The following is an 18,686-nucleotide window of genomic DNA, read 5'->3' as shown; positions in this document are numbered from 1 at the left end:
TTCATTCCCTCCCGGCGATGTCCGGCCGGAGCACGACGGCGCCGTCCAGGTACACATGCCGTATTTCGTCCTGTGATTTGTCGGTGTTTATATGAACCAGTACCCGTACGCAACGGACAAGCGAACCCGGGACCTCCATTTCCTGCAGACTGAACAGGGGAACGGCGACCAATCCCATCTGCCGCACGCCATAAGCGGGCGATTCCGCGTCGATATCCTTCGTCACGGAGAAAACCACGCTGGCGATCTGTTCCAGTTCGATGCCGTTTCGGTCCATAATCGTCGTAAGCAGCCGATGGGCCGCGCTTCGAATGGCTTCCGCTGTATTCGATTCAACGGTTATGGCGCCGCGAACGCCTCGGACCATAGTTCCTCCCGGGTTGGTGCGTACCCGATTTATCCCGGCAAAAACCGGGAACGGGGTAAAACAGGTGGACGCCGCGAAGACCGGACCGGTCTCCTGGACGCCCACACGCATCTCCCTTTTGACGTGAAGCCTGTACCATCCCAATGCTCCATGCGAGCAGGCACCTGCCCGGCCCCATTCGCAAAACTAGCCCTGTGCGGGCACCGGTGTTCCCTGGTCTATACCCGTCCTCAGTGAAGCCACGTATTCGCCCACGGACCGGAGCATGTCCGGCTTGCCGGCGTGCGCTTCCATCACGTTGATGATGGCGCTGCCCACGATGACCCCGTCGGCCAGTCGCGCGGCCTCTCCGGCCTGCTCCGGCGACGAGATGCCGAAGCCCAGCCCGAGAGGCCGGTCTGTGTGGGACCGCACCTGCGCCATGAACGCGTCCACCCCGTCCGCCAGCTCTCCCCGCGCGCCCGTGACGCCCGTGAGGGAGACGCAGTAGACGAACCCCGTGGAGTGACGGTTCACCAGTTCGATCCGCTGCGTAGTGCTCGTGGGCGCCACCAGGAAGACGACGGTGAGGCCGTGCCGCCGGCAGGCATCGGACAGTTCGGCCCCTTCCTCCGGCGGCAGATCGGGCACGATCAGGCCGTCCACCCCCGCGCGGGCGGCATCCCGGCAGAATTCCCCAATCCCGTAAGCGAGCACCGGGTTGTAGTAGGTCATCAAGACAATGGGTATGGAGGACTGCTTTCTGATCGAGGCTACCGTGTCGACGATGGCCCGCAGGGTCGTGCCCCGGTCCAGGGCCCGCAACGCGGCGCGCTGGATCGTGGGGCCGTCGGCGATGGGATCGGAGAAGGGCACGCCCAGTTCCACCAGGTCGGCCCCGCGGCGATCCACTTCAACGACCAGCGAGGCCGTCGTTTCCAGGTCCGGGTCCCCCGCCATGATGTAGGGGATCAGCGCCGTGCGGCCCGCGGACTTCAGCGATGCGAAGGTCTCTTCGATCCGGTTCATTCAGCGTCCTCTTCGCGCCGGGCCAGCAACCCGTCCACCTGCTCGACGTCCTTGTCTCCGCGGCCCGACAGCCCGGCGACGATGACCTCCTCCCGGTCCATTTCCGGGGCGATCCGGGCGATATGGGCGATGGCGTGGGCGCTTTCGAGCGCGGGTATGATGCCTTCGACCCTGGAGAGCAGTTCGAAGGCCTCCAGCGCCTCGTCGTCGGTCACGCTCACGTACTCCGCGCGGCCGGAATCCTTCAGGTAACTGTGCTCGGGTCCCACACCGGGATAGTCGAGTCCCGCGGAGACGGAGTGGGCGACCTGGATCTGGCCGTTCGCGTCCTGTCCGGTATAACTCATGGCGCCGTGCAGGACGCCTGGCGTGCCGATGCCCAGCGTCGCCGCGTGCATCCCCGTATCCAGCCCGTGTCCCGCGCCCTCCACGCCGACCAGGCGAACGCCGTCGCCGAGGAAGGGATGAAAGAGCCCGATGGCGTTGCTGCCGCCCCCCACACAGGCGACGAGCACATCGGGAAGCCGCCCTTCTTTCTCCAGGACCTGCTCCCGCGCTTCCCGGCCGATGACCGACTGGAAATCGCGCACCAGCATGGGGAAGGGATGGGGCCCCGCCACCGATCCGATGATGTAATGGGTATGGCGGACGTTGGTCGCCCAGTCCCGCAGGGCCTCGTTCAGCGCGTCCTTCAGCGTGCGGCTGCCCGCGTCGACGGCGATGACCCGGCTGCCCATCAGGCGCATGCGGAAGACGTTCAGCGCCTGGCGTTCCATGTCCTCGGAACCCATGTAGACATCGCATTCCAGGCCGAAGCGGGCGGCCACGGTGGCCGTGGCCACGCCGTGCTGGCCCGCACCGGTCTCCGCGATGACCCGTGGTTTCTTCATGCGCCGGGTGAGCAGGATCTGGCCGATCGTGTTGTTGATCTTGTGGGCGCCCGTGTGGTTCAGGTCCTCCCGCTTGAGATAGATCCGCGCGCCGCCGTGGGTCTGCGTCAACCGCTCCGCGTAGTAGAGGGGGGACGGACGGCCCACGTAGTCCCGGAGGTAGTAACGGAATTCCTCCTCGAATTCCGGATCTGTTTTTGCCGCCTCGTAGACGTCCAGCAGCTCGTCCAGGGCCGTCATCAGCGTCTCCGGAACGTAGCGGCCGCCGAATATCCCGAAATGTCCGCGCTGGTCGGGCAGCGTGATCGCCGTCATCCTTCGCTCCCAATGCTGATGTGGTCGATCAGGGCCTCCAGGCCCAGCCGATAGCTGTCGCTTCCGTGTCCGCAGATCTGCCTGAGGACCACGGGCTCGATATAGGAATGATGCCGGAACTTTTCCCGGGCGTGTATGTCCGACAGGTGGACTTCCACCACGGGCAGGCCCACGGCGACGATCGCGTCGCGCAGGGCGATGCTCGTGTGGGTGTACGCGCCGGGATTGATCAGGATGCCGTCGGCCCAGCCGAGGGCATCCTGAATCTCGTCCACCAGCACCCCCTCGTGGTTGGACTGGCGGATGCGCACCTCAATCCCCTGTCCCGCCGCGGCCGTCTCGAGGGACCGGTTGATGTCCTCCAGCGTGTCCGTACCGTAGACTTCCGGTTCCCGGACGCCCAGCATGTTCAGATTCGGACCGTGCAATACGAGTATTTTCATCATGCCTTCACTGATCCGGCGCCTGGGCGCCGCCCTTCTAGTTCCCCGTCGCGAGGACGGACCGGATGTATTCGGCGGGCACGTCGTCGCGTACGGCCACCTCGCCGATGCGGCTGGGCAGGATGAAACGCGGGCGGCCGCCCACCGACTTCTTGTCGAACTTCATGGTCTCGATCGTCGCCGGGACGTCCAGTCCGTCGCACCGGCAGGGCAGCCCCGTGCGCCGCACCAGTTCGATCAGCCGCCGGACGCTTTCGCCGTCCAGCAGGCCCATGCGCTCCGCGACCCGGGCGGCGTAGACCATGCCGATGGCCACGGCCTCGCCGTGCAGCATGCCCGTCTGCGTCTCGATGGCGTGGCCCATGGTATGGCCGAAGTTGAGGATGGCTCGCCGTCCATGTTCGCGTTCGTCTCCGGCGACCACTTCCGCCTTGATCTCGCAGGACCGCGCCACGAGGTGCGCCAGCACGCCGCGGTCGCGTTTCAGTATATCGTCCAGGCGCCCCTCAATATAGGCGAACAGTCCTGGGTCTGCAATGACGCCATACTTGATCACTTCCGCCATGCCCGCACGCAGTTCCCGGTCCGGAAGGCTGTCGAGCGTATCCAGGCTGGCCAGCACGAGCAGGGGCTGGTAGAACGCACCGATCAGGTTCTTCCCGCGGCGGTGGTCCACGGCCACCTTGCCCCCCACGCTGGCGTCCACCTGGGCCAGGAGCGAGGTGGGGACCTGGACGAACGGGACGCCGCGCAGGAAAGTGGCCGCGGCGAAACCGGCCAGGTCGCCGATGACCCCGCCGCCCAGCGCGATAACGGGGGAACGGCGGTCCATCCCGTGGGCCAGCATGGCGTCATAGAGTTTCTCAGCCCACTGCAGCGACTTCTGCGCCTCGCCGTCCGGAACTTCGACCAGATCCGGTTCGAACCCGGCCGACCGCAGAGAGTCTGTCGTCCGACCGCCGTAGCGCTGCGCGATGCCCGGATGGGTCACGACCAGCGCGCGGCCGGTCAGATCGAAAGACGTCATACGGCTTCCCAGCCGGTCGAGCACATCGGGCCCGATCACGATGTCATAGCTGTCGGATCCGAGGTCCACTCGGATCACCCGTTCTTCGCTTTCTACCCAGGCCTTGACCATCTCCACTATATCCTCGATCGAATGCCGCGACGTGTCGACTTCATGGTCCGCCCCGCCGTAGACCGGCGCTCGCTCGCGCTGGAGTGACCGGATCCGTTCCAGCGGGTCTTCCCCGGTCAGGAGCGGCCGGGTCCCCGAATCGCCCCGCGTGCGCGCCAGTACCGTCTCTGCCGGCGCGTTCAAATGTATGACCGGACCCAGCGACCGCAGCACGTCGAAGTTGTCCGGATCAAGCACCGCGCCGCCGCCCGTGGCGATCACTCTGCGCACCCCGTCGGCGAGGCTCCGGATGACAGACTTCTCGATCGCCCGGAAACCGGTCTCCCCCCGCTGCTCGAAGATCTCGGGGATACGCGCCGCGGCCTTCTTTTCGATCAGCGCGTCGGTGTCCACGAAGGGCACGCCCAGGGCCCGTGCGAGGCGCCAGCCCACCGCCGTCTTGCCCGTGCCCATGAAACCGATAAGGACGATTCCGCCGGATTGATGTGCTCCAGACTCAGCCACTTCCCGTCCGCCTGTTGCCCGCGCCTCGATTAGCCGGAAGGCGGCGGCGCGGTCCGCCGGCCCCGATCCAGCGCTTCGACGAACGCGCGCCGATACTTTCGCCAGTAACGCTCCTGCCGGTGCTAGTACCGCGCCAGCTGGTCCATGTAGCCCTGGTAGTTGCGCTTCATTTCCTCCAGACTGTCGCCCCCGAATTTCTCCTGCATGGCGTCGGCGACAACGAAGGCCACCACCGCTTCGCCGATCACGCCGGCGGCGGGCACGGTGCACACGTCCGACCGCTCCTTGGCGGAATCGAAGGCTTCCTTGGACTCGATATCCACCGACATGATCGTGCGCATGAGCGTCGCGATGGGCTTGAGCGCGCCGCGGACGACGATTTCCTCGCCTTCGGTCATGCCGCCCTCGACGCCGCCGGCCCGGTTCGTTTCGCGGTAGAACCGTCCTCCTTCGTAGAAGATCTCGTCGTGGACCTCCGAACCGAGGACCCGGGTCACGCCGAAACCCAGCCCGATCTCCACGCCCTTCACGGCCTGTATGCTCATGACCGCCTGGGCCAGCCGTCCGTCGAGCTTGCGGTCCCACTGCACATGGCTGCCGAGGCCGGGCGGCGCGTTCAGCACCTTGACCTCGAAGACCCCGCCGATCGTGTCCTTGAGAGACTTCGCCCGGTCGATCTCCGCGATCATCTTCTGCGCGGCGTCTTCATCGGCGCAGCGCACGGGAGAGGCTTCGGCCCGGTCGATGATCTCATCGTTCGACAGGGCGCTCACGTCCGCGTCCACCTGCCCGATCCGCACCACGTGGCTGAGCACGCGCATGCCGAACTGAGCGAGGAGGGAACGGGCGACCGCGCCGACCGCGACCCGCATGGTCGTCTCCCGCGCGCTCGCCCGTTCCAGGATGTCCCGCAGATCGCGTCGGTCGTACTTCAGTCCGCCCGCGAGATCGGCGTGGCCGGGTCGGGGCCGGGTCACCCGCCGCCTCACCGGACCGTCGGCCTCCTCGATCGCCATGACGTCCGTCCAGTTCTGCCAGTCCCGGTTCTGCACGACGAGAGAAACCGGTCCGCCCATGGTCCTGCCGTGGCGCACGCCGCCCCGGATCTCGATCGTATCGGTCTCGATCTGCATTCTCCGGCCCCGGCCGTATCCGCCCTGGCGCCGTTTCAGGTCCCGGTTGATGTCTTCCGCAGCCACCGGCAGCCCCGCGGGCAGACCTTCGAGAATTGCCGATATGGCCGGTCCGTGTGATTCGCCTGCGGTCAGGTATCGCAACATGCCTTCTCCTCCCGAGCCTTCCTGTGCCTTAGCTGTTTCTCCAACGCGCTTCTCATCACTTCGACCGGCGCCGCGTGGCCGGTCCAGATTTCAAAAGACGCCGCACCCTGGAACAGCAGCATGCCGATGCCGTTCGAGCTTTCCGCGCCCCGCGACCGGGCGCATCGCATCAGTCCGGTCTCCGCCTGGTCGTAACGCGTGTCGTAGACGAACTGCCCTTCGTAAAACCAGTCACCTCCCAGCGGCAGGTCTTCCGGGATCGCGTTAATCACCAGGTCGGCGCCACGGACCGCGACGCCGAGGTCCGATGGCGAAAGCGTGATCGCCTTTGCGCCACCCACCGACGCCGTGTCCCGGGCCCGGTCCACGTTGCGTGCGGCAATGGTAATCGATGCGGCCCCCTGCCCGCGGGCCATGGCGCAGGCCGCCCGGGCCGCTCCTCCCGCGCCCAGGATCAACATTCTCGAACCGGCGACGGCTACGCCTTTTTCCTCGAGCGCCCGCAACAGTCCGTCGCCGTCCGTCGACATGCCAGCGAGGCGGCCCCCATGGTTCACGATGGTGTTGACCGAGCCGATCCTGCGGGCTTCTTCGGACACCTCGTCCAGATAGGGCAGCACGTCCGTCTTGAGCGGCTTGGTCACGTTGACCCCAGCCAGCCCCAGCCCCCGGATGCCGTCGACGGCCCGCCGCACTTCGGTGGCCGCGATTTCGAAGGTTACATACACGTAATCCAGTCCGCAATGGCGAAAGGCCGCGTTGTGCATGGCCGGCGAAAGCGTATACCCGATGCCCTGGCCGCATACGCCGACCACGCGGGTCGAACCCGATATGGCGAGGCCGATGGGCCCGTTTTCAAGCGAAGAGGTCATATAGGCCGCCTCACCGCCTCCACGAAATCACGGATCTTGCCGTGGTCCTTGCGGCCCGGTTCACGCTCCACGCCGCTGCCCGTATCCACGCCGTAGGGCCGCACGCAGCTTACGGCCTCGGCCACGTTGTCCGGATTCAGCCCGCCGCTCAGGATGACACGGTGGGGACTGCCTTCCACGAGCCACCAGTCGAAGGTGGCCCCCGTGCCGCCGTACCGGTCTTCGGCATACGTATCGAGTAGTACCGCGTCGACGGGATAGCCCTCTGCGTCGGATTTCCACGATGCGTCCCTGACGCGAAAGGCCTTGATGACCGGGCGCCCGAGTGCTTCGCAGAAACCGGGTGGTTCGTCGCCGTGGAGCTGCACGACCTGGATACCCACGGCCCCGCAGATTCCGTCCACGTCGTCGGCCGACGCGTTCACGAATACGCCCACCGGGACGACAAAGGGCGGCAGTCCGGCCACGATTTCCGCGGCCCGGCCCGGCGTCACGCAGCGGGGACTGCCCTCATAGAAGATGAACCCGAGCGCGTCCGCGCCCGCGCGAACCGCCGCGGCGGCGTCCGCCTCGTTCGTAATGCCGCAGATCTTGATCCTGACCGAATTCATGGCCCTGTCCCCGGGGAAGCCGTTCGCCTTCGGATCCCCTGTTGCGCCTTCTCGATGGACCGGCCCAGCAGGGCGTCCAGTTGTCCGCCGATCTCCTCCGCCCCCATCAGGGACTCGCCCACGAGTACGGCGTCGAATCCCGCCTCTTGCAGCCGCAGGACGTCCTCGCGCCCATGGATGCCGCTCTCGCTGACGGTCACGATGTCCCGGGGGATGCGCGGCCTGAGACGCAGCGACGTATCCAGCGTAACGGTGAAGTCCGCCAGGTCCCGGTTGTTGATGCCGATGATGCGGCTGCCCGCCGCCAGGGCCCGGTCCAGTTCCCGCTCGTCGTGCACTTCCACCAGGCAGTGCAGACCGCAGTCCGCCGCGGTCCGCTGCAGGGCCGTCAGGCGGGAGTCGTCCAGGATGGCCGCGATGAGCAGCATGGCGTCCGCACCCAACGCCGCGGTCTCGTGCACCTGGTACTCGTCCACGATAAACTCCTTGCGCAGCACAGGCACGGGGACGCACCGCCGAAGGGCCACCAGGTCCTCGTCGCTGCCCTGGAAGAACCGCCGGTCCGTCAACACCGATATGGCCGATGCCCCATGGGCTGCATAGACCGGTCCGATCTCCACGGGCGCCGCGTCGGAACGGATCGCCCCCTTCGAGGGCGAAGCCTTCTTGAATTCGGCGATGACCCCGATGCCGTTTCCCTGTTTCAGCGCACGGTCGAAGGGCCGGACATCGCGGCGGCGTACGGGCCCGGTTTCGGGTCCGGCAACCGGCAGGGGCATGCGCCGCTTCCGGTCTTCCACCTCTTCGATCTTATGCGCTACGATCCGATCCAGGATATTCATGGCTTTCGTGTCTCTCCCATCCCGCTGTCCGGGGTCCGGAGGGTCATTCGCCGGTCATGCGGACCAGTGCGTCGAGTTTCTCCCGCGCCCCGCCGGTGTCGATGGCCCGGGCCGCCTTTTCGATACCCTCGTCGAAGTCCTCCGCGGCACCGCCGGCCACGATCGCCGCCGCGGCGTTAAGCAGGACGATGTCCCGCCGGGGACCGGATTCCCCGGCCAGCACGGACTGGATGATCTCCGCGTTCTCTTCCACCTCGCCCCCTTTGAGGTCCTCGATGGACGCCCGCGGCAGACCGAAGTCTTCCGGCGCGACGTCATAGGTCCGCACGACGCCGTCCCGGGCCTCCGCCACGTGGGTCGGCGCGGTGGTGGTGAACTCGTCCAGGCCGTCTGCGCTGTGCACCACGAAAGCGCGCTCCGCCCCCAGGTTGTTCAGCACGTGGGCGGCGGTCTGGATGACACTCGCGTCGTACACGCCCATGACCTGGGCCGTGGTCCCGGCCGGATTTGTGAGCGGTCCCAGCAGGTTGAGCACCGTCCGCACGCCGAGTTCCCGGCGCGGACCGCTCGCGAACCGCATGGCCGAATGGAGGGCCGGGGCGAACATGAACCCGATGCCGATCTCGTCGATGCAGGCGGACACCCTTTCCGGCGGCGTTTCGATATTGACGCCCAGGGCCGTCAGCACGTCGGCACTGCCCGCCTTGCTGGATGCCGCGCGGCCGCCGTGCTTGGCGATAAAGGCGCCCGCGGCCGCGGCCACGAAAGCTGCTGCCGTCGATATATTGAACGTATGCTTTCCGTCGCCGCCCGTGCCGCAGGTATCCACGATGGGATAAGCCCGACATTCGACCCGCGTGGCCCGGTCGCGCATGACCCTGGCGAACCCGGTGACCTCTTCGATCGTCTCGCCCTTCAGACGGAATGCGACGAGGAACGCGCCGATCTGCGCCGGCGTGGCGTCCCCCGACATGATCCCATTCATGACCTCCACGGCTTCCGCTTCGGTCAGCGAGATCCCGTCGATCGCCTTCGCAATGGCCTGCTGAATCATGAAACCCTGTCCCTTCCTGTCGCTTGAAACCCGGGACGACGGCATGAACGCCGCTATCTCCCGACACCGGCTTGCAGGCCGCAGGTTGCGCGCTTCCCGTTCACGGCGCCTAACGCCGCTATCGCCCCACCGCCTGCCGCACGGTCTCCATGGTCGGCCGGGCCAGTTCCCGCGCGCTGCTGGCGCCCGATTCCAGCAAGCGGTCGATGCGGGTCCGGTCGGCCATCAGTTCCTCGTAGACCGCCCTTGGACGTTCCAGCAAACCGTCGACAAGGTCGAACAACTCTTCCTTGGCCGCTTTCCACGTAATCCGTCCCCGCTCCAGCCGGTTCCGCATCGACTCGGTCCGGTCCCGGTCCGCGAACTGCCTGTAGATCTGGAATACGAGCGACGTCCCGGGGTCCTTGGGCGCGCCGGGCGGACTCGAATCCGTCTTGATCCCGAATATGGCCTTGCGCAACTGCTCGCGCGACCCGAAAAGCGGTATGGTATTGTTATAGGCCTTGCTCATCTTTCTTCCGTCCGTGCCGGGAATCTCGGCCGTTGAAGGGTCGGACAGATATACCGGCAGGGTGAGCACGTCGCCGAAGGACCGATTGAAACGCGCGGCAATGTCCCTGGCGATCTCGATATGTTGTTCCTGGTCCCGTCCCACCGGTACGTACTTCGCCTGGAACAGCAGGATGTCCGCCGCCATGAGTATGGGATAGGAATACAAGCCCATATTCACCCCGGCGTCCGCGTCCCCGGCGTCCGCGTCCCCGGCGTCCGGATTCCCGGAGTCCGCGTCCCGTCCGCCTCGCGTGTGACGATCCACGTGCGCCTTGTACGCGTGGGCGCGGTTCATCAGGCCCTTCGACGTCGAACAGGACAGGATCCAGGACAGCTCGAACACCTCCGGCACGTCCGACTGGCGGTAGAAGACCTGCCGTTCGGGATCTAGTCCGCAGGCGATCCAGGTCGCGGCGAGTTCGTGGCACAGGTCCCTGAATCGCACAGGGTCCTTGACGAGCGTCAGTGCGTGGTAGTCCGCCAGGAAATACATGGCACGCACGTCGGGCGACCGCCGCGCGTGCTCCAGCGCGGGCCGGATGGCGCCGATGTAGTTGCCGAGGTGCGGACTGCCCGTGGGCTTGATTCCCGTCAGGATGACTGCGGGTCGGTTCATGGGTCGATTCATAAGTTGGCTCATGGACTGCCCTCCCGGCGCGCGTCCACCGCGTCGGCCGCTTTGACCAGATACCTGAAGACATTGTCGATGAGCCGGATGCCGATCCCGTCCTTGAGCGTCATGATGGACTCGGGATGGAACTGTACCGCCGCCACGGGCATGGTGCGGTGTTCGATGGCCATGACGACGCCGTCTTCCGTCTCCGCCGTGACGGTAAGTTCAGGCGGCAGCCGATCGCGTTCGGCATGCAGCGAGTGATAGCGGCCTACGGTGAAGGACTGGGGGAACCCTTCGAACAGGGTCCCGGTCCGCCCGGCTTGTCCGGACCGCCTGTCCCGGACGATCACGCGCGACTCCTTCCCGTGCATGGGATAGGGCAGCACACCCAGGGTACCGCCGAAGTACTCGACGATGCCCTGCAGCCCGAGGCAGACACCGAAGACGGGCAGCGCCCGTTCCAGCGCCGCGTCGATGGCCAGCGCCACGTCGAAATCCGACGGCTGGCCGGGACCGGGCGACAGAAAGACCAGGTCCGGGTCGTAGGCGTCCATGAGTTCCATCAGCTTGGACCGCGAGATGCCCGTTCGGACCGTCATGACATCGGCGCCGGTCTGGCGCAGGTAGTTGGCCAGCGTATGCACGAAAGAATCCTCATAGTCCATCAGCAGCACGCGCTTTCCCGATCCGGCGTCTTCCGCGAATCCGGGATGGGCGCTTCCCCCCTGGGATTCCCGGGGACGCCCGATCGCATCGATGAACGCCATGGCCTTGAGTTCCGTCTCACGCTCCTCGTCCCCCGGATCGGAGTCGATCAGCAGCGTGCTCCCGGCCCTCACCTCGGCGATACCGTCCTTGATGCGTATGGTCCGGAGGGTAAGCCCCGTGTTCATGTTCCCGTCGAATCCGAGGAATCCGATCGCGCCGCCATACCAGGCGCGGCACGACCGTTCATTGTTTTCGATGAACCGCATCGCCCATATCTTCGGCGCGCCGGTCACGGTGACCGCCCATGTGTGCGCGAGAAAGGCGTCCAGCGCATCATACTCCGGCCGCAGGATGCCTTCCACGTGGTCGACCGTGTGGATCACTCTCGAGTACATCTCAATCTGGCGCCGTCCGATGACCCGAACGCTGCCGGGCACGCAGATCCGCGACTTGTCGTTCCGGTCCACGTCCGTACACATGGTCAACTCGGACTCCTCTTTCTCCGAGCTCAGCAGCTTGAGGATCTGGTCGGCGTCGCTCAGCGCGTCGTTCCCCCGGCTGACCGTACCTGAAATGGGGCAGGTCTCGATACGGATCCCTTCGCCCCGGACGAACATCTCTGGCGACGCGCCGACCAGATATTCGCGCTGTCCCAGGTTGATGAGCGTGGCGTACGGCGCGGGATTCCGTTCCCTCAGGCGGCGGAAGATTTCGGAGGGCGGGTCCGGGCAGGACTCGTAGAAGGTCTGGCTGGGCACGACTTCGAACAGGTCACCTCTCCTGAAATACTCTTGCGCCTTGCGGACGACGTCGGCATAAGCGCCCTTCTCGAATTCCCGGGCGGCCGTGGCCCGTCCCGCACGGTAGGGCTGGACGGCGCCTTCCCTGGGCAGGCCCTGGGTAGACCCGCCGCCTGTATCGAATTCGTAGTCGTACCGGACGGCCACCTCGCGGTTGTGATCGACCGTCACCAGCCGGTCTGGCAGGTAGAGCACCAGGTCCCGCTGGTCCGCCGGGCGGCTTAGCCGGTAGTCCATGGGTTCGAACTGAAAGGCAAGGTCGTAGCCGAAGGCGCCGTAGAGGCCGAGATGATGTTCGTCCGGGCAGGAGAAGAGGTCTATGATCCCCCGCAGGATCGAGAATACGGAGGGTTGACGGCTGCGCTGCTCTTCCGTGAAATGTCCGCCGGGCGTATGCACCTCGCCGGTGATGCGTTCTTCGTGACGGGCAACGGCACGCGTGGCCCGCAGACCTTCGACCTGCGCGAGGATCGCGGGCAGCAACACCCCGCCCCGGGCGTTCAGGGCTTCGATAAGGAAGGCGTTCTCCCGGGTTTCGATCCGGATCGGCGGATCGACGAACCCCATGTCCCACCGGGTATATCTTCCGGGATACTCGTAGCCGGACGCGAACAGGGCGCCCAGGTGGGCATCGAGCGCGTCGATAACGGGTTCAATGGCTTCGTCCGGAGAAAGATGCTCGGCGTACCGCTTGACGGCCAGGCCGCCCTCGGTCTGGTATTCGATGGCTTCCAGGTGTATATGGGTAACTCGCATGATCCTGTCCCGCTCCCGGTGAACTGATCCTTAAGGTATCCCCAACCCTGTTAGCGGCCCGTCTTTGATTCACCCGACGTGCCCGTCGACCTCAAGCGTAGCGTCGACACGAATCTCACGCCTTCAGCGGTCCGTCTTCGACCACCCCATAAAATAAAAAAGGCCGCTACCTTGTGAGGGTAGAGGCCGGTCAAATCAACGAAGGATGAATCTACTTCAATCAGGCGCCGCTTCGCATGACATGCCGCCTCGTCCCGTAAAAAGGCCACCAGGTAAACAGATCGCTCTGCTTCCGCCAAGCGTAGAATCGGGATGACCGGGACGAACTTGCGGCTGTCATTTCAGTCCAATGCTCGATGTAAAAACCGTTCGGCTGCCGAATGTCGAATGCGCCATTATAGCGCGGTACGGCGGTAAAGTCAAGGTTTTTTCTCACCAAGAAAACAGTTGCGAATTCGGGGGGCAGCCTGTACCATGCTGGCGTTGTATTGCGTCCAAGTCGGCCTTTGGAATCGGGGTGCGCGTATCGTCGCCCAGTCCGAGTCGGCCTTTGGAATCGGGGTGCGCTGAAAATGCAGGACAGGGAACCCGGTCTGTTCAGGAAGTGGTTCTGGAATACTTATGATTACCTGGGAACGCTGATCGTGATCAACATCCTCTGGTTGCTGCTTGCCCTGCCGCTGGTTACCCTTCCCCTCGCCTTCGCCGGACTGTTCCGGGTCACCGGACGTATCGCGGCCTATGAAGAAACAGGCATCAGGGATTTCTTCGCCCACACCCGCGGGGACCTGGGCCGGAGCTTTTCGCTCTGCGGCCTGTACGCGGGCGTCCTGGTCCTGCTCGCGGCCAACGTGTTCTTCTACGTGCGGCTCATGGAAGACTGGCCATGGACGGGGGCAATACTGAGCGGCGTGATGTTGTGGCTGATCGTCTTCGTCTGCATGACGGCCGTATACGCGCTGCCCCTCATGCTGCGCGAGCAATTACCCGTCTGGCAGATCGTCCGGACGGGCGTATACCTGGTCGTGGACAACCCGCGTCGTTCCTTCGCGCTGCTGGCGGCCGGTTCCCTCGTCATGGCCTTCAGCCTGGCCAGCGGCATCGGGCTGCTCTTTCTGGGTCTCGGCGCCATCGGCGTCCTGTTCAGCACCGGGCTGAGGGAAATCCTGAGACGATATGAACAAAAGGAAGCCGGCGTCCTGGAAGAAGCGCGCGGTTGGCGGGACCTGCTCCGCCCATGGGGGTATTCATGATGGGGAAGGAGGTCCGCGGCGACGCCGGGGAGGCCACCGCGCCGTTCATCGTGATCGAAGGGATCGACGGGGCGGGCAAGACGACCCAGTTGGAACGGCTCAGGCGGTGGATGGAAACCCGTTTCGGAGGTCCGGTTCATACGACGGGGGAACCCACGAACCGCCCCATCGGAAGACTGTTGAAAGACGCCCTTCAGCGCCGGGTGGAACTGGACGGCATCTGTCACGCGCTGCTCTTCGCGGCCGATCGGATCGACCACGTCAAAACGGAAATCGAATCCCACATACACCGCGGAATCCCCGTGCTTTGCGACCGGTACTTCCTCTCGTCCTTCGCCTACCAGTGGCGGGAGATGCCCGGCGAACTGGACTGGATCGAGTCGATCAACGCCCGGGCGATCCACCCCCACCTGACCCTGCTGATCGATGCGCCCGCCGAAGTCTGCATGGACCGTATCAGCCGGGCGCGGCCGGATACCGAACTGTTCGAAGATCTCGAAACGCTCCGCGCCATCCGCGAGAACTACCTGGAACTGGCGCGGCGGAGAAGCGTCCTGGACCACATCAGGATCATCGACGGCGCGCGCACGCCCGATGAAGTACAGGAGGAAGCGCGCGCGTGTGTGGAAGAAGTGATGCAACCCTCCTGCGACGGATAGCGCCATGCTGACTTACATACTCCGGTTCGTAATGAGATTCCTGGCGGGGATCCTGATCCAGCAGGCCCTTCGTTTCCTGGCCGCCATGGTCATGCGTCCCCCCCGGCCGGCCCGGCCGGAGCCCGAACCCCGGTCCAGGACGCCGAAGAAGCCGAAGACGACCATCGATCCGAAGAATATCGAGGAAGGCAAGTTCGAGGACATACCGGGGAAGTGACCCCGTGAGCAAAGGGACCCCGTGAGCAAAGGGACCCCGTGAGCAAAGGGACCCCGTGAGCAAAGGATGCTGAGAAACTTTACCTGGGTCATACCCCGGCGGCTGGCCGGCATGGCCCTGCCGACGAGCGCCCTTCGCAGACGCGCGGGCGGCAAGGCGGACCCCGGGGCGGACCCCGCGCTGGTACAGGACCTGATGCGCCTGAAGGAGTTGGGCGTGCGCACCGTGGTGTCCCTGACGCACGAACCGCTCCACGGGGGGACGCTGGACCACTGCGGGTTCAGCAGCATGCACATCCCCGTGGAGGACATGACGGCGCCTTCTCCGGAACAGATCCTCCAGGCCGTCCAGTACATCGATGAGCAAGTGGAACACGGCGGCGTGGTCGTACACTGCATGGCGGGCATAGGCCGGACCGGAACCGTGCTGGCCGGGTATCTCGTCTGGCAGGGATCCACGCCCGAAGCCGCCATAGCGGAAATCAGGAACAGCCGGCCCGGTTCGGTGGAGACCTTCGACCAGGAATCGTCGATCTTCCGGTTCGCCGAATCCATGACCGGGCACAAGGCATAGCAAAAAACGCGCACAGCAAAAGACGCGCAAGGGAGGCATCCAGCCCCATGTTCACGATCGCCGTAATCACCGACGAGGTGTCCCAGGACCTGGACAGGGTCATCGCATTCGCCCGTGACTTCAACCTGGACGGGATCGAGATCCGATCGATCTGGGACAAACCGCCACAGGATCTTGACGACGACGAGATCGCGCGGATCAGGGACCGGACCGGTGAAGCCGGACTGGCGGTCGTCGGCGTGGCACCACCCTTCTACAAATGCGACATTGATGACGACGCCTCGTACAGGGAACATCTCGGAATCCTCCGCAGGAGCATACGGGTCGCCCGGGGTTTGGACACGCCGCTGGTCCGCGTTTTCGCCTTCTGGAAACAGGATCCCCTCGATAAGTACTGGGACCGGATTGTAGAACGGTTCCTTGAACCTGTCCGTATCGCCGAGGGCGAGGGCGTCGTGCTGGGACTGGAAAACGAAATGTCCACCATGATCGGCACCGGCGCGGAGACCCGGCGTTTGATCGACGCCCTGGATACACAGGTCGTCAAGCCCCTCTGGGATCCCTGCAACGAACTGTTCGACGACGACGGTCACGCACCTTATCCCGACGGTTACGACCACATCCGGTCGGACATGTATCACATGCACATCAAGGATGGGGCCAGGGGTACGGACAAGAAGTATGTCAACGTTCCCATGTGCGAAGGCGAGATCGACTACCGTGGTCAGTTTGCCGAACTGCTCGAGCAGGGCTACGAAGGTTGCGTGTCACTCGAGACCCATTGGCGCGTCGGACCGGAGCAGATCGAGCACGCACTGCTTGAACTGCCCGGTGGAAAACAGTTTTCGGAGGCCGGCGAAGCGGCCTCCAGGATCTGCATGCGGAACACGCTGGACCTCCTGGCCGAACTGGGCGTAGAGCGGTCCGGCCGGCCCGCGTGACGCACCGACCCGAGTCGCGGTTCAACCGGAAAGGGAAGAAAGGGAATAAGATGAAAGACCACCCGTACAGGACGCACACCTGCGGTGAACTGCGGCAGACCGACGACGGAACGCGGGTGCGGATCGCCGGCTGGGTGCACCGCAAAAGGGACCACGGCGGCCTGCTCTTCATCGACCTGAGAGACCACTACGGGATCACGCAGGTCGTCATCACGCCGGAAAGCGGATTCCACGAGGAGGCGGGGGACCTGCGTTCGGAGAGCGTCGCCACCTTTACCGGCGAGGTGATCCTGCGGGCTGACGATGCGATCAACCCCAACCTGCCTACCGGGCACATCGAGGTGAAGTCCGATTCCATGACGGTGCTCAGCGCCGCGGATGCCCTGCCCCTGTCGGTCGCCGACGAGCGGGAATACCCGGAAGCCACCCGGCTGACCTACCGCATGCTGGACCTGCGCAGGCAGCGGCTGCACCACAACATCATCATGCGGTCGCGCATCATCGCGAGCGTACGGCGCCGCATGACGGAAATGGGATTCAACGAGTTCAACACGCCCATCCTCACCAGCAGTTCGCCCGAGGGCGCCCGGGACTACCTGGTCCCGAGCCGCGTGCATCCCGGCAAGTTCTACGCCCTTCCCCAGGCGCCGCAGCAATTCAAGCAGCTCCTGATGATCTCGGGGTTCGACCGGTACTTCCAGATCGCCCCGTGCTTCCGGGATGAAGATGCCCGGGCCGACCGGTCGCCGGGCGAGTTCTACCAGCTGGACGTGGAGATGTCCTTCGTCGAGCAGGATGACGTCTTCGAAGCGCTGGAAACCCTGTTTTACGGCCTGTTCACCGAGTTCAGCGACTGGGACGTCACCGCCCCGCCCTTCCCGCGCATCCCCTATCGCGACGCCATGCTCCGCTACGGGACCGACAAGCCCGACCTTCGTTTCGGCCTGGAGATCGAGGACGTCACCGAGGCCTTCCGGGCATCGGAATTCAACGCCTTCCGCCAGATCGTCGAGAAGGGCGGCGTCGTCAGGGTCCTGGCCGTCCCGGGCGTGGCCGCGCGGCCCCGCAGTTTCTTCGACAACCTGGACCGGACCGTGAAGGAGGATTTCGGGGGACGGGGCGCGGCGTACATCTCCTTTACCGAGGACGGGGTCAAGGGTTCCATCGCCCGCGTGCTGGACAGTCCGACCCTGGAACGGCTGAAATCCGTCATCGAACCCGAAACGGGGGCCTCGTGGTTCTTCGTGGCCGACACGGAGGAACGGGCCGTCGATGTGGCGGGCCGCCTCAGGCTGCATTTCGCCGACCTGCTCGACCTGCGGGAACCGGGCGCCTACCGCTTCTGCTGGATCGTCGATTTCCCCATGTACGAATACGACGCCGAATCGGGCAAGGTGATCTTCTCGCACAATCCCTTCTCCATGCCCCAGGGCGGCCTCGAAGCCCTGGAGACCACGCCGCCCCTCGAAGTCCTGGCCTACCAGTACGACATCGTCTGCAACGGTACGGAACTGTCCAGCGGCGCCATCCGGAACCACCGGCCCGACATCATGTACCGGGCCTTCGAAATCGCCGGTTACTCCGCCGGCGAGGTCGACGCCGAGTTCGGCGGCATGATCAGCGCGCTGAAGTACGGCGCGCCGCCCCACGGCGGCATCGCTCCGGGCATCGACCGTATCGTCATGCTCCTCACCGACGAAACCAATCTCCGGGAAGTCATCGCCTTCCCCCTGAACCAGAACGCCCAGGACCTGCTCATGGGCGCGCCCGGGGAAGTCAGCGAAAAACAGCTCCGGGAACTCCACATCCGCCTTCGGCGGTAGCCCGGTCCCGCTTCCATTTTATTTTACATACACCCTTGACAATGGCAGGGATGTTGATTATATTTACCTGTCTGTGTTCTTGAGCTGCTCAAGATGTGTATCCGTACTGATTATAATGGGCCACCATAGCTCCAATGGCAGAGCGGCTGATTTGTAATCAGTAGGTTCTCGGTTCGAATCCGAGTGGTGGCTTTCAGGCAGCCAGGGGAGGTTCCAGAGCGGTCAAATGGGACGGACTGTAAATCCGTTGGCTCAGCCTTCGCAGGTTCGAATCCTGCCCTCCCCATGTTTCGCGAAGAGGGCCCGGCAAGGCCGGCTGGACCGCATGGACTGACCAGGATAACCGGGCCGTTGAGACCGACAGGCTGTCCAGGCTGTTGAGCAGCTTCAGAACGAAGACCGGCGGGAATAGCTCAGTTGGCTAGAGCATCAGCCTTCCAAGCTGAGGGTCGCGGGTTCGAGTC

General features: G+C 64.8%; 18 protein-coding genes and 2 tRNA genes. 8 read left to right on the top strand and 12 right to left on the bottom strand.

What is annotated here, in order from left to right; translation table 11 throughout:
• Position 1: 1 nt before the first annotated feature.
• The 12 genes from aroH to OXH56_13315 all read right to left on the bottom strand — a co-directional run bounded on the left by aroH (position 2) and on the right by OXH56_13315 (position 12,756).
• Entirely contained in the window at positions 2–367 is a 366-nt protein-coding gene (gene aroH, locus OXH56_13370) for a chorismate mutase (protein ID MCY3556296.1), read from the bottom strand.
• Positions 368–553: 186 nt separating this feature from the next.
• The gene (gene trpA, locus OXH56_13365) at positions 554–1,375 is read right to left on the bottom strand and encodes a tryptophan synthase subunit alpha (GenBank protein ID MCY3556295.1); all 822 of its coding nucleotides are present in this window, start codon (positions 1,373–1,375) and stop codon (positions 554–556) included.
• Positions 1,372–2,571, bottom strand: a complete 1,200-nt coding sequence (gene trpB, locus OXH56_13360; GenBank protein ID MCY3556294.1) for a tryptophan synthase subunit beta — start codon at positions 2,569–2,571, stop codon at positions 1,372–1,374. Before trpB ends, trpA begins: the two co-directional genes overlap by 4 nt.
• 5 nt (positions 2,572–2,576) lie before the next feature.
• A complete protein-coding gene (aroQ, locus tag OXH56_13355; protein MCY3556293.1) occupies positions 2,577–3,026 on the bottom strand; it encodes a type II 3-dehydroquinate dehydratase in 450 nt (149 codons plus the stop codon).
• Between the two features lie 34 nt (positions 3,027–3,060).
• Positions 3,061–4,665, bottom strand: a complete 1,605-nt coding sequence (aroB, locus tag OXH56_13350) for a 3-dehydroquinate synthase (GenBank protein ID MCY3556292.1) — start codon at positions 4,663–4,665, stop codon at positions 3,061–3,063.
• 122 nt (positions 4,666–4,787) lie between these two features.
• Positions 4,788–5,942 carry a chorismate synthase gene (aroC, locus tag OXH56_13345; GenBank protein ID MCY3556291.1) on the bottom strand — a complete coding sequence of 385 codons (1,155 nt, stop codon included), beginning with the start codon at positions 5,940–5,942 and terminating at the stop codon, positions 4,788–4,790.
• Positions 5,930–6,817, bottom strand: a complete 888-nt coding sequence (gene aroE / locus OXH56_13340; protein MCY3556290.1) for a shikimate dehydrogenase — start codon at positions 6,815–6,817, stop codon at positions 5,930–5,932. Before aroE ends, aroC begins: the two co-directional genes overlap by 13 nt.
• The gene (locus OXH56_13335; protein MCY3556289.1) at positions 6,814–7,428 is read right to left on the bottom strand and encodes a phosphoribosylanthranilate isomerase; all 615 of its coding nucleotides are present in this window, start codon (positions 7,426–7,428) and stop codon (positions 6,814–6,816) included. Before OXH56_13335 ends, aroE begins: the two co-directional genes overlap by 4 nt.
• Positions 7,425–8,270, bottom strand: a complete 846-nt coding sequence (gene trpC, locus OXH56_13330; GenBank protein MCY3556288.1) for an indole-3-glycerol phosphate synthase TrpC — start codon at positions 8,268–8,270, stop codon at positions 7,425–7,427. Before trpC ends, OXH56_13335 begins: the two co-directional genes overlap by 4 nt.
• A gap of 43 nt (positions 8,271–8,313) precedes the next feature.
• Entirely contained in the window at positions 8,314–9,324 is a 1,011-nt protein-coding gene (trpD, locus tag OXH56_13325; GenBank protein MCY3556287.1) for an anthranilate phosphoribosyltransferase, read from the bottom strand.
• A gap of 118 nt (positions 9,325–9,442) precedes the next feature.
• The gene (gene trpS / locus OXH56_13320) at positions 9,443–10,492 is read right to left on the bottom strand and encodes a tryptophan--tRNA ligase (GenBank protein ID MCY3556286.1); all 1,050 of its coding nucleotides are present in this window, start codon (positions 10,490–10,492) and stop codon (positions 9,443–9,445) included.
• Between the two features lie 20 nt (positions 10,493–10,512).
• Positions 10,513–12,756, bottom strand: coding sequence for an anthranilate synthase component I (locus tag OXH56_13315; GenBank protein ID MCY3556285.1), 2,244 nt, complete (start codon positions 12,754–12,756; stop codon positions 10,513–10,515).
• Between the two features lie 572 nt (positions 12,757–13,328).
• Between OXH56_13315 and OXH56_13310 the strand changes: the two genes are divergently transcribed.
• The 8 genes from OXH56_13310 (at position 13,329) to OXH56_13275 (ending at position 18,508) form a co-directional block, all read left to right on the top strand.
• Positions 13,329–14,009: a hypothetical protein gene (locus OXH56_13310; GenBank protein MCY3556284.1), complete on the top strand. Its 681-nt coding sequence runs from the start codon at positions 13,329–13,331 to the stop codon at positions 14,007–14,009.
• Entirely contained in the window at positions 13,994–14,668 is a 675-nt protein-coding gene (tmk, locus tag OXH56_13305; GenBank protein MCY3556283.1) for a dTMP kinase, read from the top strand. The genes OXH56_13310 and tmk overlap by 16 nt, the downstream gene beginning before the upstream one ends.
• Positions 14,669–14,672: 4 nt before the next feature.
• Positions 14,673–14,885: a hypothetical protein gene (locus OXH56_13300; protein ID MCY3556282.1), complete on the top strand. Its 213-nt coding sequence runs from the start codon at positions 14,673–14,675 to the stop codon at positions 14,883–14,885.
• A gap of 66 nt (positions 14,886–14,951) precedes the next feature.
• Positions 14,952–15,458 carry a dual specificity protein phosphatase family protein gene (locus tag OXH56_13295; GenBank protein MCY3556281.1) on the top strand — a complete coding sequence of 169 codons (507 nt, stop codon included), beginning with the start codon at positions 14,952–14,954 and terminating at the stop codon, positions 15,456–15,458.
• 47 nt (positions 15,459–15,505) lie between these two features.
• Complete coding sequence (locus OXH56_13290) at positions 15,506–16,399, top strand: sugar phosphate isomerase/epimerase (GenBank protein MCY3556280.1); 894 nt, start codon at positions 15,506–15,508, stop codon at positions 16,397–16,399.
• Between the two features lie 50 nt (positions 16,400–16,449).
• Positions 16,450–18,222 carry an aspartate--tRNA ligase gene (gene aspS, locus OXH56_13285; GenBank protein ID MCY3556279.1) on the top strand — a complete coding sequence of 591 codons (1,773 nt, stop codon included), beginning with the start codon at positions 16,450–16,452 and terminating at the stop codon, positions 18,220–18,222.
• Positions 18,223–18,341: 119 nt separating this feature from the next.
• Positions 18,342–18,414 (top strand) — tRNA-Thr (locus OXH56_13280).
• A gap of 12 nt (positions 18,415–18,426) precedes the next feature.
• Positions 18,427–18,508, top strand: a tRNA-Tyr gene (locus OXH56_13275).
• Positions 18,509–18,686: the final 178 nt, after the last annotated feature.

The sequence above is a fragment of the Gemmatimonadota bacterium genome (assembly GCA_026702745.1).
GTDB lineage: Bacteria > JAAXHH01 > JAAXHH01 > JAAXHH01 > JAAXHH01 > JAAXHH01.
Note: the sequence above shows the minus strand (reverse complement) of the source record. Positions and strands in the feature narration are given on the sequence as shown.

Excerpts from the sequence above, each read along its gene's own strand:
- aroH (MCY3556296.1), bottom strand. The coding sequence starts at position 367 with ATGGTCCGAGGCGTTCGCGGCGCCATAACCGTTGAATCGAATACAGCG.
- trpA (MCY3556295.1), bottom strand. The coding sequence starts at position 1,375 with ATGAACCGGATCGAAGAGACCTTCGCATCGCTGAAGTCCGCGGGCCGC.
- aroQ (MCY3556293.1), bottom strand. The coding sequence starts at position 3,026 with ATGATGAAAATACTCGTATTGCACGGTCCGAATCTGAACATGCTGGGC.
- aroE (MCY3556290.1), bottom strand. The coding sequence starts at position 6,817 with ATGACCTCTTCGCTTGAAAACGGGCCCATCGGCCTCGCCATATCGGGT.
- OXH56_13335 (MCY3556289.1), bottom strand. The coding sequence starts at position 7,428 with ATGAATTCGGTCAGGATCAAGATCTGCGGCATTACGAACGAGGCGGAC.
- trpC (MCY3556288.1), bottom strand. The coding sequence starts at position 8,270 with ATGAATATCCTGGATCGGATCGTAGCGCATAAGATCGAAGAGGTGGAA.
- trpD (MCY3556287.1), bottom strand. The coding sequence starts at position 9,324 with ATGATTCAGCAGGCCATTGCGAAGGCGATCGACGGGATCTCGCTGACC.
- trpS (MCY3556286.1), bottom strand. The coding sequence starts at position 10,492 with ATGAACCGACCCGCAGTCATCCTGACGGGAATCAAGCCCACGGGCAGT.
- OXH56_13315 (MCY3556285.1), bottom strand. The coding sequence starts at position 12,756 with ATGCGAGTTACCCATATACACCTGGAAGCCATCGAATACCAGACCGAG.
- OXH56_13310 (MCY3556284.1), top strand. The coding sequence starts at position 13,329 with ATGCAGGACAGGGAACCCGGTCTGTTCAGGAAGTGGTTCTGGAATACT.
- tmk (MCY3556283.1), top strand. The coding sequence starts at position 13,994 with ATGGGGGTATTCATGATGGGGAAGGAGGTCCGCGGCGACGCCGGGGAG.
- OXH56_13300 (MCY3556282.1), top strand. The coding sequence starts at position 14,673 with ATGCTGACTTACATACTCCGGTTCGTAATGAGATTCCTGGCGGGGATC.
- OXH56_13295 (MCY3556281.1), top strand. The coding sequence starts at position 14,952 with ATGCTGAGAAACTTTACCTGGGTCATACCCCGGCGGCTGGCCGGCATG.
- OXH56_13290 (MCY3556280.1), top strand. The coding sequence starts at position 15,506 with ATGTTCACGATCGCCGTAATCACCGACGAGGTGTCCCAGGACCTGGAC.
- aspS (MCY3556279.1), top strand. The coding sequence starts at position 16,450 with ATGAAAGACCACCCGTACAGGACGCACACCTGCGGTGAACTGCGGCAG.